At 60.0% G+C, this 16,238-nt stretch carries 10 protein-coding genes; 6 read left to right on the top strand and 4 right to left on the bottom strand.

Annotation, left to right across the window (positions count from 1 at the left end; translation table 11 throughout):
* Positions 1-73 precede the first annotated feature (73 nt).
* The 4 genes from ACP26L_RS11425 to ACP26L_RS11440 all read left to right on the top strand — a co-directional run bounded on the left by ACP26L_RS11425 (position 74) and on the right by ACP26L_RS11440 (position 9,650).
* Positions 74-4,411: a glycosyl hydrolase gene (locus ACP26L_RS11425; protein WP_426452639.1), complete on the top strand. Its 4,338-nt coding sequence runs from the start codon at positions 74-76 to the stop codon at positions 4,409-4,411.
* Between the two features lie 515 nt (positions 4,412-4,926).
* On the top strand, positions 4,927-6,789 hold the full coding sequence (locus ACP26L_RS11430) for a cache domain-containing sensor histidine kinase (protein ID WP_426452640.1): 1,863 nt from the start codon (positions 4,927-4,929) through the stop codon (positions 6,787-6,789).
* A gap of 14 nt (positions 6,790-6,803) precedes the next feature.
* Positions 6,804-8,309: a response regulator transcription factor gene (locus tag ACP26L_RS11435; protein ID WP_426452641.1), complete on the top strand. Its 1,506-nt coding sequence runs from the start codon at positions 6,804-6,806 to the stop codon at positions 8,307-8,309.
* A gap of 24 nt (positions 8,310-8,333) precedes the next feature.
* Positions 8,334-9,650 carry an ABC transporter substrate-binding protein gene (locus tag ACP26L_RS11440; protein ID WP_426452642.1) on the top strand — a complete coding sequence of 439 codons (1,317 nt, stop codon included), beginning with the start codon at positions 8,334-8,336 and terminating at the stop codon, positions 9,648-9,650.
* 277 nt (positions 9,651-9,927) lie between these two features.
* On the opposite strand, the gene ACP26L_RS11445 is transcribed toward ACP26L_RS11440, so the two are convergent.
* The gene (locus ACP26L_RS11445) at positions 9,928-10,212 is read right to left on the bottom strand and encodes a hypothetical protein (protein ID WP_426452643.1); all 285 of its coding nucleotides are present in this window, start codon (positions 10,210-10,212) and stop codon (positions 9,928-9,930) included.
* A 169-nt stretch (positions 10,213-10,381) separates the two neighbouring features.
* On the opposite strand from ACP26L_RS11445, the gene ACP26L_RS11450 reads away from it, so the two are divergent.
* A complete protein-coding gene (locus ACP26L_RS11450; protein ID WP_426452644.1) occupies positions 10,382-10,978 on the top strand; it encodes a cupin domain-containing protein in 597 nt (198 codons plus the stop codon).
* Positions 10,979-11,136: 158 nt separating this feature from the next.
* Here ACP26L_RS11450 and ACP26L_RS11455 read toward each other — a convergent pair whose 3' ends face one another.
* Genes ACP26L_RS11455 through ACP26L_RS11465 form a run of 3 tightly spaced genes read right to left on the bottom strand, consistent with a single transcriptional unit; the run spans position 11,137 to position 14,586 of the window.
* Positions 11,137-12,318: a glycoside hydrolase family 130 protein gene (locus ACP26L_RS11455; protein WP_426452645.1), complete on the bottom strand. Its 1,182-nt coding sequence runs from the start codon at positions 12,316-12,318 to the stop codon at positions 11,137-11,139.
* 55 nt (positions 12,319-12,373) lie between these two features.
* Positions 12,374-13,585, bottom strand: a complete 1,212-nt coding sequence (locus tag ACP26L_RS11460; protein ID WP_426452646.1) for an AGE family epimerase/isomerase — start codon at positions 13,583-13,585, stop codon at positions 12,374-12,376.
* A 20-nt stretch (positions 13,586-13,605) separates the two neighbouring features.
* A complete protein-coding gene (locus tag ACP26L_RS11465; RefSeq protein ID WP_426452647.1) occupies positions 13,606-14,586 on the bottom strand; it encodes a glycoside hydrolase family 113 in 981 nt (326 codons plus the stop codon).
* 496 nt (positions 14,587-15,082) lie between these two features.
* Here ACP26L_RS11465 and ACP26L_RS11470 point away from each other — a divergent pair, with 496 nt between their 5' ends.
* Entirely contained in the window at positions 15,083-16,042 is a 960-nt protein-coding gene (locus ACP26L_RS11470) for an acetylxylan esterase (protein WP_426452648.1), read from the top strand.
* Positions 16,043-16,238: the final 196 nt, after the last annotated feature.

The following is a 16,238-nucleotide window of genomic DNA, read 5'->3' on the forward strand; positions in this document are numbered from 1 at the left end:
AAAGATGATTGAGGTTCTCCCGGATGGCGTATCCTGCCCTCCGGGCGGCCTTATGGAGAAGAGGAGAATCCCGATGAAGAAGCATCAGGCGTGGCTTAAGGCGTGTATGGCGGCATCCCTTGTATTCTCGGCCGGGTCACCGGCGGCGGGGTACGCTGCGGCGTCCGGAACCGGCATCCTGGCGGATACGGTGGAACACTGGGCCAAAGAAAGCGTTAGCAAATGGCTGGCGAACGGCGTGATCCACGGGTATGCGGACGGGACGTTCAGACCGGACCAGCGGATCACCCGGGCTGAATTTGTGAAGATCGTGAATGAGCTGTTCGGTTTCTACGCATTGGCGGACCAGCCGTTCACCGATGTGACGCGGGATGCGTGGTATGCGGACGAGCTCTCGGCCGCCAAGCAGGCGGGCTACTACCAAGGCTTCCCGGGCGGGTTATCGAAGGCGGAGTCGGAGATCTCGAGGCAGGACGCCGTTGTCCTGCTGGCGAGAGTGTTTGAACTGAAGGCCGCTGGCGGCAGTCAGGCTGAGGCGGGGTTCCCGGATGCGGAAGAGATCGACGCTTATGCCAAGGAAGCGGTGCGTGCTTTTAACGGAATTGTAAACGGTTACGAGGATGGCGGCTTTCATCCGAAGGCAGGAATCACGCGTGCGGAGCTTCTGGCGCTGCTGGACCGTCTGATTGCCGGCTATAATCCCGTCGGAGCCGGCGGTGCAATCAGCGGCCATGTCGTCCTGAACAAGAAAAGCTCGGTTCTCAAAGAGACCGAGGTAGCGGGAAATTTGTACATAGCGCCAGGCGTGGCTGACGGTGACGTGGAGCTGGAGAAAGTCCATGTCAAAGGAACAACGTTCATCTCCGGAGGCGGCGAGAACTCCGTCCATGTGAACGATTCCTCGCTCGGCAGGGCGATCGTAAGCCGGCAGGAGGGACGTGTCCGCACGGTGGTCTCCGGTACGTCGGTGGTCGGGCACATCGAGCTGGACAGCGATTCCGTACTGGAGCTTGAGAAGGGTGCCCGGGTGGAAGAAGCCGAAGTGAACCGGCCGGCCACGGTGAAGGTGGCGGAAGGCGCCGGGCTCGGCGTGCTCCGGATCGCGCCGGCGGCGGCGGGAACCAGCCTAAGCCTCCGCGGAAGTGTCACGGAGCTGAAGGTGGAAGCGGACCGCGTGAGCATCAACGGGAAAGAGGCGGCCAAAGGAAGCTACACGGCAGCAGACGGTGTGCTGACGCCATCCGGAGCTCAGACACCGGCCGGGGGTGGAAGCGGCGGCACAGGAGGAAGCAGCGGAGGCGGCAGGGGTGACAACGACAGCAGCGATGGTGGCACCGATGGTGGCGGCAGCGGAACCGGCGGCGATAGCGGAAACGGTGGTGGCGGCGGAACCGGCGGCGATAGCGGAACTGACGGTGACAGCGGAGACAGCCTGACGGCCGACCTCGTAGATGCCCAGGCGACGGAAGCTACCCGCTCCTTGTTCGCTTATCTGCAGGAGGTGCGCGGACAGGAGATCCTGTTCGGCCACCAGCATGCTACGGATGTAGGCTTCTCCGTCCAGGATCCGATGGGGACCGATTCGGACGTGCGGCAGGCTGCCGGCGATTATTCCGCCCTCTTCGGCTGGGATGTGCTGAGCCTGCAGGGCGATGAGAAGCCGGGCGTACCGGGCGATACGGCCCAGAGCCGGGACCGGCTGCTGGCCAAGATGAAGCAGGCCCACGAGCTCGGCGGACTGCTTGCGCTGAGCATGCACCCCTCGAACTTCGTGACCGGGGGCAAGTATAACGATACGACTGGGAATGTGGCGGAGAACGTACTGCCTGGCGGCAAGGCCAATGCGGCGTTCACGGCCTACCTCGATCTCATCGCCGACTTCGCGCTGAAGCTCAAGGACGATGAAGGCACGCCGATCCCGCTGATCTTGCGGGTGTTCCATGAACAGAACGGCGGCTGGTTCTGGTGGGGAGCCAAGACGACGCCGACGGAGCAGTACATCGAGCTCTACCGATATACCGTCGAATATCTGCGGGATACCAAAGGGGTGCACAACCTGCTCTATGCCTGGTCGCCGAACGGTCCGTTCGGAGGCGATGCCGCCAAGTATCTCACAACCTACCCGGGGGATGCTTATGTAGACATCCTGGGGATGGACCAGTACGACAACCAGGCGGCGCCGGGAACGGAAGCGTTCCTGAATGCGCTGGTAGATGATCTGCGCATGATCTCCACCGTGGCCGACAGCAGGGGCAAAATCGCTGCGCTGACGGAGTTCGGCTACAGTCCTCAGGGAATGAAGACGACCGGCAACGGCGATCTCGAATGGTTCAGCAAGGTGCTCGGGGCGATCAAGAGCGACCCGGCGGCGAAACGGATGGCCTACATGCAGACTTGGGCCAACTTCGGACTGAACAGCAACCTGTTCGTGCCGTACAGCGGCCATCCGGAACTCGGCGACCACGAGCTGCTGCCGGACTTCAAGGCATTCTATAACGATCCTTACTCCAGCTTCCTTGGGGAAGTGGGAGAGGTCGCGGGCCGAAAGGTAACGCCGGCGGAGGAAGCTCCCGTCATGCACGCCGTTACGCCTGCAGAGCAGGGAACGGTCAGCACCCCGGTGACGAAGGTGCGGGCCAAGGTGCTGCACATGACTCCGGACCGGGTGGTCTATATCGTAAGCGGCTCCGCACAAGAAACCTCCATGACACTGGACGAGCAAGGTTATTACTCGGCGGATTGGAAGCTCGACCCTGCCTTCAATGGCAAGTCGGCTGAGTATACCGTTAAGGTGTATAAGGACGGGGTGGTCACCCACCAAGAAACCAATACGGTGTTCGTCAAAGTGGAAGAGATGCTGATGCATGCCTATACCTTCGATGACGGCATTGCCGGCTTCCAGTCGAACGGGGGCTACCAGGCTTCCGTGACCTCGATCGAACATGCCGAATTTGCCGGCAGCGGCAGGCTGCAGCTGAATGTGACGGATACCGTGTACACGGACACCTGGCAGGAGTTGAAGCTCCAGCTGACCTCTGCGGCCGGCGATGTGAATCTGGCGGATGTCAAGCGGGTAAAGCTGCAGCTGCTCCTTCCCGTCGAGGCGGGGAGCAGGAGTGCGGACGCTTCACTGCAGGCCGTGGCCATGCTTCCTCCGGATTGGGATACGAAGTACGGCATGAACACGACGTCCAGGAAGCTGTCTGAGCTTGAGACGGTGATCGTAGGGGATGCGGTATACGCGGTTTATCCTGCCTCGATCGATCTGACGGATCCCAAGTCGTCGGCAGCGGCGGAGAGCCTCGCTCTTTCGATCGTCGGCAGCGGACTCCAGTACAGTGGGCCGGTGTATCTCGACCATGTGGAATTGTACAGTGTGTATCACGAAGCCCCGCAGGATCCTTCTGTCGTCGACGATTTTGAAGGCTACCAAGGATTGGATGCCGCACTCCAGACGGCCTTTGTCTCCGCGAGCGGAGACGGCGCATCCGTAACACTGGCGCCGGATCAGGCCCGTCAAGGCCTGTACGCGATGAAGTATCAATACAAGCTGGCCGGCGCGGGCTATGCGGGAGTGAACAAGCTTCTCGGCAGCCGCGACTGGTCCGGGGCCAACCAGCTGCAGTTCTGGCTCACACCGGACGGGCAGAGCCAGAAGCTCGTCATTCAGCTGAAGGTGGATGGGACTTACTTCGAATACTATCCTGCAACGGATGAGGCCGTGCCGTACCTCGAGGTGATTCCGTTCGCCGCGTTCGTTCCCGTACACGGAGGCACGGGGCAGTTGACGAAGACCAAGCTGAAGAACGTCCAGGAGTTCTCGGTCTATACCAACGCCGTAAACGGTGCGAAGCTTGAGGGCACGATGTACTTCGATGACATCCGTGCGGTGCTGAACCCGGATGCGCCAACCGTGCCGAACGGCGGATCGGGTCCGGGCAGCTCGGCGGCGCAGCCAGGCCTTCTCTATGACTTCGAGACGGATACCGCGGGCTGGGTGCTGGAGCAGAATCAGGCCTCCGCGACGGCCCCTGCCGTCAACACGGCTGCCGCGGCCTCCGGCAGCTCCGCGCTAGGCTCCTCCTTCTCCCTTGCGGGACGTGCCGGCTTCGAGCTGGCCAAGATGGAAGCCCTCGACCTGTCCGCCGTGGGCTCCATCAGCGTCCGGCTGAAGCTGTCCGCCGGCCAGGCGAATGCACGGCTGTATGTGAAGACGGGGTCCGACTGGGTCTGGTATGACAGCGGCACGGTTCCGGTGGATTCCAGCGGATTTGTCACCGCCGCCATCCCTGTCGCTTCCCTCCCGCACCCGGATCTCGTGCAGTCGATCGGGGTGAAGATTGAACCGGTCAGCGGCACCGGGCAGGCTGAGGTGTACGTGGACGAGGTCCGGTTGAACGCGGCAGAGTAAACCGCGCGAGCAGCCCGAAAGAGGTATACTCTTTCGGGCTGTTTGTCATGATCGCGGACAGCGGTCAGTCTTATGCCTGTCCTGCATGCAGTCCGTAATGCAGTCCGTAATGCACGGACAGGTCAGCGGCCCGGTGCTCAGGCACAATGGGGCAGGAGTGCGTGCATCAGACTGAGGCGTGTGACCTTCCAGGTCCATGGCATGCTCCCTTGGGTGGACGGGGCAGCGGTAAGGCATCGGCACGACGGCGTAATTGAGGACAACTTTTGATAACAGAGTGCAATGCATTCTGGGGCCGCTGCTTATACAATAGAGATGTAAGCGATAACAGCCATCTGTGTCAGGGCCTTGGGCGAACGTTCCATCCAACAGACCGAGCGGCCGGCCTGGAAGGGAATTCTTCCTTCGGGCTGTTTTTCATTACCATCTACCGGCAGGAGAGCCCTGTGCTACAATAAGAACACGAGTCGGAAGAAGTTCATCTTGGTTGAGAGATGACGGTTAGGAGAGCGGGGATGCTGAAACGATTTCATCTTTTGCCTCAGCGGGGGCGCATGGTTCAGCTGACACAGCTTCGCATGGAATGGAAGCTCATTCTGATCTTCGTATGCCTGCTGATTATTCCCATTTCGCTGCTCAGTTATTATTCGGATCAGAACTACGTGAGTTCGGTACAGCATAATACGTCGGCTTATGTGCAGGAGGTTTCCAAGGAAACCGCCAACCGGCTGGACGAATACATTCAGGATATGGAGAAGCTCTCCACCATCCCGGCGTACGTGGACGAGATCAAGGAGAATCTGGAGCTCTCCAACCGGTATTACGAGAGCCTGGAGAGCGGGCAGACCGGGGCACCCGCGGCATCGCAGTCCCTGACCCCGTCTTCCGTGGAGATCCGCCAGCGGATCGAATCCAGCATCAACTTCTTGAACAATATCAAGGAGGATACGACCTCCGTCTATCTGTTCGACCAGTACGGGAATGCGTATTACCGGTACAAAAGCGGGGTCCGCCAGGACATCGACAAGCGGTACGCGGTGTGGAAGCAGGCGGTGGGGCGGGACAAAGGGCTGCCGGCCCTTATTCCTACCGAGGAAGTCGTGAACAATACGAACCGCCGCAATTATTTGTTCTCGGTGGTCCGTGAGGTGTTCAATAACGCCTATGAACCGATCGGTCTGATTGTCGTGGACGCCAATATGGATTCCTTCGAGCGCTTCGTCAAGGATATGGATGAGGTGACCCGCGGGAAGACTTTTATTATCAATAATGAAGACATTGTCATCTACGACAGTGACCGCACGTTCATGACCCGGAATGTGGAGGCGGGCCACTGGCTGCAGCGCGGGCGGGAGCCTCAGGGCAGCTTCATCGAAGCGGTGGACGGCCGGGAGTCGCTGGTCGTCTATTCCGTATCGGAGCGTTCCGGCTGGCGCGTGGTCATAACCGTTCCGCTGGACGAGCTGACCCAAGGGGTGCAGCGGACCCGCGAGTTCACCCTGTTCGCGACCCTGCTGACGATCACTCTGGCGCTGGCGCTGTCCATCTTCCTGTCGTTTGCCCTCACGAGGTCGCTGCGCAAGCTGCTTCTCCTCATGAAGAGCGTCCAGCAGGGCAACCTCGAGGTCAGCTTCCCGGTGACGGTCCAGGATGAAGCCGGCCGGCTCGGCAACCAGTTCAACCGGATGATCGAGCGGATTCGTCAGCTCATCGAGGAGAATAACCGGATCGGGGAGCGCAAAAAGGAGGCCGAGCTGCACGCGCTGCAGTCGCAGATCAATCCCCATTTTATCTACAACACCCTGGAGTCGATCCGCATGACGGCCGAATTCAACGATGACAGCGAGGTGGCCGATATGACGGAGATCCTCGGAAAGCTGCTGCGCTACAGCATCACGGACAAGAAGGAGTTCGTGCAGTTCGAAGATGAGCTGGAGCATCTGCGCAATTATATGAAGCTTCAGGAATTCCGGTACCCCGGACGCTTCCGGCTCGAGATAGAGCCGTACGGAAGGTTCGAATCGCTGCGGATGCTGAAGCTGACCGTCCAGCCGATCGTGGAGAATGCGATCCTGCACGGGATGAATCCCACGCAGACCATGGTGGTGTCCGTCTCCCTGGCCATCAGCGGGGAAGATGCGGTCATGGTGATCAAGGACAACGGGGTCGGCATGAGCCGGGAGACGCTCGGGAAGCTGAGCCGGTCCCTGTCCGTGCCTCAGGCGGAGGGCGACCGGAGGGATCAACGGGGGGTCGGGCTGCGCAATGTGAATGAACGGCTGAAGCTGTATTACGGTGAAGCCTACGGGCTGGAGGTCTACAGTACGGAAGGCGAAGGCACCGAGGTTCATGTCAGGCTGCACCGGACATGGGAATAGGAGGAAGGAAAGCCATGCTGCGAATCATGATCGCCGATGATGAGGAACGCATCCGGCTGGGGCTCGCGAAGATCATCACAAAGGAATGCGAGGCCTACGAGGTCGTCGGCTCCTATGCAAGTGCTCTCGAGCTCCTGGAGGACCTGCCCGGCAAAGAGGTGGATGTGATCATAACGGATATCCAGATGCCGGGGATGGACGGCCTTGAGCTGATCGAGAGGCTGCGGGGCCTGAGGCCGGAGGTCCAGTGCGTCATCTTAAGCGGCTACAGCGAGTTCGAATACGCGAGGAGAGCCCTGCAGTTCCGGGTGCTGGAATACCTGCTGAAGCCGGTGAACAAGCAGGACCTCTTCGCCCTGCTCGGACGCCTGCTCGGAGAGACGGAGAAGCGGCGGAGCGAGGGGCAGGCGAGACGTGAGGCTTGGCTCCGCGAGAAGCTTCAGGGCCGGGAACCGGCGCATATCGAAGAAGCGGCGGATCTGGCGGACAGAGAGGAAGCGGCCTGCATCGTCATCCGCGGGGAAGAGCCGGTCGACCTCGGTCAGCTCCGCAGGTGGGCCTCAGGGATGAGCGGGACGGCATTCCTGGAGACGGTTCCGCTGTCCGCGCACAGTGCCTGCCTCCTGTTCGGGGCGGATCCGCTCTTGCACCCGCAGGGGACGGCTGATCTCGGCCGGCTGCTCGCGGTGTCCTGCACCGCCGGACAGAAGGGCCGGCTGTCCATTGGACTCGGCACGGTGGCCCGGGAGCCGCATCGGTGGAGCGAGGCTTATAAGGAAGCGCTGCGGGCGAGCCACTATGCGATGTACGGGAGCGGACGTGTCCTGAATGCCTCCGTGGTGGAGATTCCCGACATCTCGGTGCACGGACTGTTCGCCAAAGCCGAGAAGGAGCTGAAGCCTCACACCGGAGTGCTCGACGTACCGGCCATCCGGGAAGTGCTGCAGCGGTTTCTGCACCATCTGGCAGAGCTCAGACCGGAGAAGAAGCAGCTGCACGAAGTGCTGGAGGGGACGGTCTTCCTGCTGAGGCAGGAGATTCCCGAGTTCATCGAAGGGACCGAGCAGCAGTACGGAGGCTCGCTTCAGCTCGAGAAGCTCGTCTACGAGTCCCTGCGCTTCGAGGAGATCGGCTCGCAGTGGCTGGGGATGATGACTGACCTGCTCGATTGGAGCGGGGAGCGGCGCAGCGGGCAGGGGAACCGGGTGATCGGACAGGTCAAGAAGATCCTGACGGAGGACTGCCAGAGAGATATTGATCTGCCGTCTCTGGCGGCGCAGGTCTTCCTGACCCCGAATTACCTCAGCAAGCTGTTCAAGACCGAGACCGGGCAGACGCTGACCGAGTTTCTCATCGGCATCAGGATTCAGAAGGCCAAGGAGCTGCTCAAGGAGCATACGGAGCTCAAGACCTATGAGATCGGGGAGCGGGTCGGGTATCCCGATCCGGCTTATTTTAACAAAATCTTTAAGAAAACCGTGGGATTCACGCCGAAGGAGTACAGGGATACGGTGAGATGACAGGAAGGAGGCGGCTGTACCCCCATGCGTAAAGGATTATTGTTCATAACGACGCTGCTGCTGCTCTCCGCGTGTACGACTGCAGGCGGGGTACAGCAGCCGCCGGCCCAGCAGGAAGCAGAGGCCGGCGGCGTCAGCGGGGGAAGCTCCAAGGTGTCGGGACGCCTGACAGTCTCGACTCACCGGGTGGACCTCGTCGAAGACGGGACCTTCGACCGGTATGCCGATGCATTCCAGAAGCGGTATCCGGAGGTCGAGGAGGTGGTGTTCGAGCCCATCGTCAATTACGAGAGCGATATCCGCATCCGGCTGACAACCGGGGATGCCGGCGATGTGCTGCTCATTCCGGGGAATATCGCGCAGGTGAACCTGGGAGACTTTTTTGAGAACCTGAATGATACGGCGGAAGGGCTCGGAGAGCTGTACTTCAAGTACTACAAGTCCTATCTCGGCAACGTGTACGGCATCGTCTCCGGCGTATCCACCGAGGGCATTATCTACAACAAAAAAGCGTTCGCCCGGGCCGGCATCACAGCCCCGCCCCGGACGCTGGATGAATTGTACGCCGCCTGCGAGAAGCTCAAGCGGGCCGGGATCACGCCGTTCTACATTAATTACGGGGCGCAGTGGCCGATGAAGCAGTGGGGAGAGGTGCTCGTCACGATGATGAGCGGCCGGGGCAGCTACCTGGATTCGATGATCCAAACCGACGAGCCGTTCCGCACGGACAACGAGTTCGGACGGTCGCTCACCATTCTGCGGACGCTGATGAGCAGAGGGTATGTGGAACCGGACCTGCAGAGCAACCGGTGGGAGGCATCCAAAGGCGAATTTGCCCAGGGGAACGTGGGCATGTTCTTCATGGGGAACTGGATGATCCGGCAGCTGGAGCAGGCGGGGACCGCCCCGCAGGATATCGGGTACATCCCGTTTCCTTACGGCAACAGCGGTACCTACCATGCGCTGATGAATACGGACTGGTTCTATGCCGTGAGCCGAAACAGCAGGAACAAGGAAGCGGCGAAGGCCTGGATCCGCTTCATGATCGAGGAATCGGGCTATGCCGAGCTCTCGGGCTTCATTCCGCCGCAGAAGAAGCGGAGGCCCGAGCTTCCGCAGCTTGAGGAATTCTTCTCTTACGGGCCTGACGTATTCGAGAATGCGCCGTCCTCGCCGCTGTGGTATGCGATCGGCAACAAGGCCAAGATCGACTTCTACCGGGGGGAATATCTGCAGCGGGCGGCTGTCGCGGAGAGTCTGCCGGACGCCTTCGCCACGCTGAACGCGAGCTGGAAGGCTAACCGGCTCCGGGTCCTGGAAGCCCGGTCCGGCGGAAGGTAAGCACGGCCTGTATAAATGATATCTGGAAGCAAGCTGACGTCAAGGGGCGTCGGCTTTTTTAATGTCTGAGAATTTACCGTCTATGAAAATAGCGGAAGTACGGTACGCTATTCCCACTTTTCGAGGATACTCACTAGGATTAAAGGAACTCAGATGCGCTATTGCAGGGATGGGCGCGGTTTCCGGACCCGTTTTCCCCTGATAAGGGATCTGAGTTCCGCTATGTTCGGGGAACAGCCGGGAAAACCCTCAATAAGATACCTCGCTTCCGCTATTTTTAAAACAAGCGCTCCGGCGCGGTGCCGAAACGGTCGGTCACGGGAGGCTGAACCGGCATACCTTCCGGCACGAACTCTGCAGGTCTCGGATCGCGGCCGCCTGAGGCCAATATCGGATCAGCTCCGCCTGCGGCGGCTGCAGCCTGACACCATCCCTCCGGCAGGTGTACTTCCCCGCATCTCTGTCCCCGGAATGGACTGCGGGGAGACAGGGATCCCGCCAGATCCGCTTTGAAGAACAGACGGCCCGACGCCGCCCAGCGGTACCGGTTGAGCAGCGGCACATCCTATATTTTTAATAAAAACGCATCGTTTTTACAGGACGGCGAAGCCGTTTATCTTGTTTGCATAGGAATGAAGCGTCTCTAGGATGGGGAAGAGGGAAGCACATTTGCTGCATATAGACATATGCTGGGGGTGTTGTTACCAAATTGCGAAGGGAATGACCCTCTGATGTATTACGTTCTTCATCCTCTCGATCCTTATCACGCCTATGTCAGCCGATCCCCATATCCCTACGAGTGGATGCTAAGACATCCGTTCTATTTCGCGTATCCGCCCGTACCGCATAGCTGGCGGCAGGAGGATCACATCGGCGGTGAAACCGCTTCGGACCCCGGCTCCTTCCGTCCGGAAGCAATCAAAGACCACGGGCCCAGGCCGTTTGTGGTGAACATCGAGAAGGCTGCGGAGAGGAACACAACTTACCGGACCGCCTTGTGGACGGGAGGGCATCTGCAAGTAACCTTGATGAGCATCCCCGCCGGATCGGATATCGGTCTGGAAGTACATCCCCATACGGATCAATTCCTGCGGATTGAAGAAGGCAACGGCCTTGTTCAAATGGGGGACAGCAGGGATAAGCTGGATTTTCAGGCCCGTGCTCATGAAGACTTCGCCATCATGGTGCCTGCGGGGAAGTGGCACAATGTCACGAATACGGGGAACAAACCGCTTAAGCTGTATGCGATTTATGCACCGCCCCAGCACCCGCACGGTACGGTTCATCCAACCAAAGCGGCGGCCATGGCTTCCGAGGGAGGCGGCTGAATGAACGCCCGGCCTATCAGCCAAAGGGTTTGAGCGCCGGAGCCTCGGCTTGCGGCAGTCCGCCCTGTGAACGGGAACCGAAAAATGCCCCGCAGGAAGCTCGCTCTTCGGTAGAGGGAGCTTCCTGCGGGGCATGGCTGCTGCTGTGTATTCGAAGCCTACACGCCCGACAGCTGCAGATTCTTATCGATGAGCGCGATCCGCTGCTGCACGCAGGCGTGAGAGCGAAGCGGATCCTCCGGCGTGTTCAGCACGTAATCGAGCAGCTGGTCCACCGTCGTGGTCGCTACATGGCAGCGCGTATCCGAGGAGGCGTAGTACAGGAAGACGTCGCCGTTCCCGCGTGAGATAACCCCGTTGCAGAAGACCACGTTCGACACGTCGCCGACCCGCTCTTCGCCTTCCGGGGCGATCAGGTGGCCGCCCGGCGCGTGCGTGAGCTTCTGCGGCTCGTTCAGGTCGGTCAGGAAGGCGTACAGCACGTAGCGCAGGCCGGCCGCAGTGTTGCGCACGCCGTGGGCGATGTGCAGCCAGCCCTTCGGTGTCTTGATCGGAGCCGGGCCCTGGCCGTTCTTCACTTCCTTGATCGTGTGGTACTGGCGGTGGTCGATGATCACTTCGTTCTCGATGGAGGCATTCTCCATCGAGGCGGACAAGCCCCAGCCGATCCCGCCGCCGGAACCCGTATCGATGAAGCCGTCCTGGGGACGCGTGTAGAACGCGTACTGGCCGTTCACGAACTCGGGGTGAAGCACCACGTTGCGCTGCTGGTTGGACTTCGTCTTGAGATCGGCGAGGCGCTCCCACGAGCGTAGGTCCTTTGTGCGGACGATGCCGCACTGGGCGACGGCGCTGGAGAGGTCTCCCGGAGGCGCGGCCGGGTCTTTGCGCTCCGTGCAGAAGAGGCCGTAGATCCAGCCGTCCTCATGCTTTACGAGGCGCATATCGTAGACGTTGACGTCCGGTTCTTCCGTCTCCGGCAGCACAACCGGGTGATCCCAGAAGCGGAAGCCGTCCGTCCCGTTCTCGCTCTCGGCAATCGCGAAGAACGACTTGCGGTCGTTGCCTTCCACGCGGGCCACGAGGTAGAAGCGGCCGTTCAGCTCGATCGCGCCCGGATTGAACGCGGCGTTGATGCCGAGGCGCTCCATGAAGAACGGATTCGTCTCGGGATTGAAATCGTATTTCCAGACCAGCGGGGCATGCCGGGCGGTCAGGACCGGGTAGCGGTAGCGGTCGTAGATGCCGTTGCCGAGCGGCAGCTTCTCGTTCTTGCGGCTGATCAGCGCCTCATATTCGGCTTCCAGGGCTTGTTTGCGTTGTTCAAAAAGGGAACTCATGGATGGTTTCCTCCGTTATGGTGTAAGAATGGTGGAGCGGGATGATGAGACTGTGTTAGTGAGTTTGATGAAGACGCTCGATGATCTCGAAGCAGGCTCTGCCGTTATGATAAGGGCATTTCCAGGCACTGACCTTGGACTGCGCTGTGATCGGCTCGCGGTCCCGGGTGACGCCCCAATACCATTCCCCGTGTTCACGGTCGACGATATGGTCCACGATGAACTTCCAGGAAGCAAGAGCGGCGTTCAGGTATTTCTCCTCACCTGTCAGCTGGTAGGCGTTGTAGAAGCCGACGACGGATTCGGCCTGCGGCCACCAGTCCTTGTCGGGATCAAGCAGGTTCCCCTTCGAATCGGCCTCGTTCCACAGGCCGCCGTCCTCGTCGATCCCTTCGCGGTAGGTAGCGTCGGCCATGCGAAGGGCTGTGATCTTCACCTTCTCCAGCAGGTCAGTGTCGCCCAGCACCTCGGCGGCTTCGACGAGCAGCCAGCTGCCTTCAATGTCATGGCCGTAGGAGACGTGGTCGCTCTTGGAGTTCCACGCCTCGTCGAAGAACAGCAGGAAATGCGCGCTCCGTTCGTCGACGATATGCTTCAAGGTCACTTCGATGAGCCCCTTGAGCTGACGGTGGAGCTCCTGGGACGGATACACCCGGTAGAGGTTCGTATAAGCCTCCATGACGTGAAGGTGAGTGTTCATGGATTTTTTCTCGTTGAGATCCTTGCCGCTGAGGCTGAAGTCATTGGTATCCTCCCACGAACGCGAGAGGGCTTCCACATAGCCCTTGTGGACCGGATCGAAGCTGTGCTTCTCGAGCAGATGGAACAGCTCTACCGCTTGGTCCAGCGCTTCGGGGACGCCCGCCGCGCGGAAATATTCGGCGTAGGCATAGATGGCGAAGGCCTGGCCATACACCTGCTTCTTCGTCTGGGCCGGACGGCCCTGGGCATCGACCGACCAGAACAGCCCGCCATACTCGCGGTCGGTGAAGTAAGTTGTCAGATAAGCGTACGCCCGGCGGGCCGCTTCCAGATATGCCGGATCCTTGAAGATCCGGTAGGCGGAGGAGAAGGTCCACAGGATGCGCGTGTTGAGCACGAGCGCTTTCTCCGCATTGTCCACCACGGTAAGGTCGCTTCGGATCTCCCCGAGGAACCCCCCGTTCCCGGCATCCGGCGTTTGCTTCAGCCAGAAAGCAAGGATGTTATCTTTAACTTCCTTCTCAACTTGGGGGAGCCAGGAAGTCTTAAGTTCGCTGAGCCGCATAAAGTGTTCACCTTTTCCTGTTAATCGATAAGTGCTTGGGTAGTGTCCTGCGTCTGCTTCTGCGTGTAATACCGCTTCACAACGGCTTCGGCCTTCTTGCCGTACATGCAGTAATCGTCATTCTGTGCCGCCGCGCTGCGGTCGTACAAGCGGGCCGGCCAATCCCACAGCATGAAGCCTAGGACCCAGTCACGCTTATCGCAGGCCCCGAACATCGCTTCGTAGTACTGCTCCTGCACCTCTTCGCTCGGCGCCCCCTGCAGGCCCCAGTCGTTCGGTAGATGCTGCGAGCCTTCCCGGCTCGGCACCCCGGCTTCCATGAAGAAGAACGGCTTGCCGTGCTTTCGGACCACGGGTTCGATGCGGTCGAGCTGGTTCTCCCAATCGCCGATCGGGTAGTAGCCGCTCGAGGAGATGATATCGACGGCATCCCACCACGAGACATGGGTCTCCTGGTATTTGTCACAGTTATAAGTGATCGGGCCGCTGTACACCTTCCGCACTTCGGCGATCAGCTGCCGCCATTCCCGCTCGCGGCGGTCGGTCTGCACCATCTCGCAGCCGATGCAGAACAGCTCGCAGCCGGTCTCCTCGGCGATCCGGGCGTAGTGGAGGATGAAGCGGGTATAGGAAGCGAACCAGTCGGACCACTTCGGCTCGCACGGCACATCCATGTCGAAGAAATTGATGTGGGCCCGCCAGGTGCCGTCCGCACAGTTGACGACAGGCTTCAGGCAGACCCTCAGTCCGAGCTCCTTGGACCGGCGGATCGCCCAGCGGACTTCCTCGTCGGTCACCGTCGGCGCGTCCTCGAAAGGAATGACGGTAGACTGCGGATGAGGCTGCAGGGCCGCGAACGCTACGGTTGCCCAGTTGACACCCAGCCGCTCTTTCATCTGGGTCAGGGAGTGCTCGGCCTCTTCCGCGGCCCATTCGCCGCGTATGCCGGTCCAGCCCCAGGTCATTCCCGCCACATAAGGCTGCAGTACATTGGTATTCATAAGCTCACCTCGGATGAATGATGAATGTAGTATGCGTTAACTATAACAAGGATTAGATAACAATACAATAACTAAAATAACAAATCTTACGAAAAGATCTACAGGGAACTCTCTTCTGAGCAGCTAGGCTTCTTGGAATGCATAAACGAAACAATGCACGGAAGCCCAGGTTCACATTGACGAAAATACAGCCTTTGTATTACGATGATATCAGTAAAATTCATGATAACAAAACAAACAAATTTTCGGTTTTTTCTGGGCGGATTGGCGGAGGGGAGCGGCTTTGATTGTGACCTACGGGCGGTCTTCTATAAGGCGGGAGGACCGGATGGTGTGGATAGCCGGGAAGAACCGGCGGGAATGGAACGCCTCCTCTCACCCTATGGGAGTCAGGGGAGGGCCGGCTGTACCGGTGTAACCGCTTCAGCGCCGGCTGCCAGCATTCCGGTGCTGCGGCTGCAGTACATACGACGGATGTCAAAAAGGAGAGAGTGCGGTGCCTGCAGATATGCCGCTGACGGAGCTGCTGCAGTATGGGGGGAGCAGCCCGAAGCCTGATGATTTTGATGCTTACTGGGAGCGGGGACTGAAGGAGCTGGAGGAGCAGTCCCTCGATTACGAGCTGGTACCGGCGGACTTCAAGTCGCCGCTGGCCGACTTCTATCATCTCTACTTCACCGGCGTCGGCGGGGCCAGGGTGCACTGCAAGCTGGCGAGGCCGAAGCGGGCGGAAGGGAATGGGCCGGGGCTGGCTTACCTCCACGGCTATTCCTGCGACAGCGGGGACTGGTTCGAGAAGATCGGTTATGCCGCGCACGGCTTCACCGTGCTGGCCATGGACTGCCGGGGGCAGGGCGGGCCGTCCCAGGATAACCTGACCGTACAAGGGACGACGATCCGCGGGCATCTGATCCGGGGGATCGACGATCCCGATCCGGACAAAATGTACTTCCGGAATGTATTCCTCGATACGGTGCAGACGGTGCGCATTCTGATGGCGATGGACGGCGTGGACCCGGACCGCATCGGTGTGTACGGTCTGTCCCAGGGCGGAGCGCTGACGACGGCCTGCGCAGCCCTCGAACCGCGGGTACGCATCGCCGTCCCGGTGTATCCGTTCCTGACGGATTACAAGAGGGCATGGCAGTCGGATGTGTCGGTGACCGCTTACGAAGAGTTGCTCTATTACTTCCGCTTCTTCGACCCGCATCATGCGAGGGAAGAGGAAGTTTTTCGCCGGCTGGGCTACATCGATATCCAGAACCTCGCGGACCGGATTCAGGCGAGGGTGCTGTGGGTCACAGGGCTGACCGACAAGATTTGTCCGCCCTCCACCCAGTTTGCCGCGTACAACAAGATCCGGTCGGAGAAGGAACTGCTCGTGTATCACGAGTATGGGCACGAGTATCTGCCGTACCTTGCGGACCGTGCGTTCCAGGAGTTCATGAAGCTGTAACCATGCCGTTATGCAAAAGAGGCCGTTTCCCGATTGGCGGGAGACGGCCTTTGTCAGCAGATCAGGAAGGCAGGGATTCGCATGGTAGCTTGACCGAGCCGGCAGCGCAGAGGTGCTGCCATTACGGCAAGTCAGCACGGTAGCACGGTAGCACGGTAGCGTGGAGGGGATGCCCGCTGTCCCTCCCAGCCTGAAG

Source organism: Paenibacillus sp. S-38, from assembly GCF_049942825.1.
GTDB lineage: Bacteria > Bacillota > Bacilli > Paenibacillales > NBRC-103111 > Paenibacillus_G.

Bases quoted from the DNA above. Each gene is read 5' to 3' on its own strand.
- ACP26L_RS11425 (WP_426452639.1), top strand. From the start codon at position 74: ATGAAGAAGCATCAGGCGTGGCTTAAGGCGTGTATGGCGGCATCCCTT.
- ACP26L_RS11430 (WP_426452640.1), top strand. From the start codon at position 4,927: ATGCTGAAACGATTTCATCTTTTGCCTCAGCGGGGGCGCATGGTTCAG.
- ACP26L_RS11435 (WP_426452641.1), top strand. From the start codon at position 6,804: ATGCTGCGAATCATGATCGCCGATGATGAGGAACGCATCCGGCTGGGG.
- ACP26L_RS11440 (WP_426452642.1), top strand. From the start codon at position 8,334: ATGCGTAAAGGATTATTGTTCATAACGACGCTGCTGCTGCTCTCCGCG.
- ACP26L_RS11450 (WP_426452644.1), top strand. From the start codon at position 10,382: ATGTATTACGTTCTTCATCCTCTCGATCCTTATCACGCCTATGTCAGC.
- ACP26L_RS11455 (WP_426452645.1), bottom strand. From the start codon at position 12,318: ATGAGTTCCCTTTTTGAACAACGCAAACAAGCCCTGGAAGCCGAATAT.
- ACP26L_RS11460 (WP_426452646.1), bottom strand. From the start codon at position 13,585: ATGCGGCTCAGCGAACTTAAGACTTCCTGGCTCCCCCAAGTTGAGAAG.
- ACP26L_RS11465 (WP_426452647.1), bottom strand. From the start codon at position 14,586: ATGAATACCAATGTACTGCAGCCTTATGTGGCGGGAATGACCTGGGGC.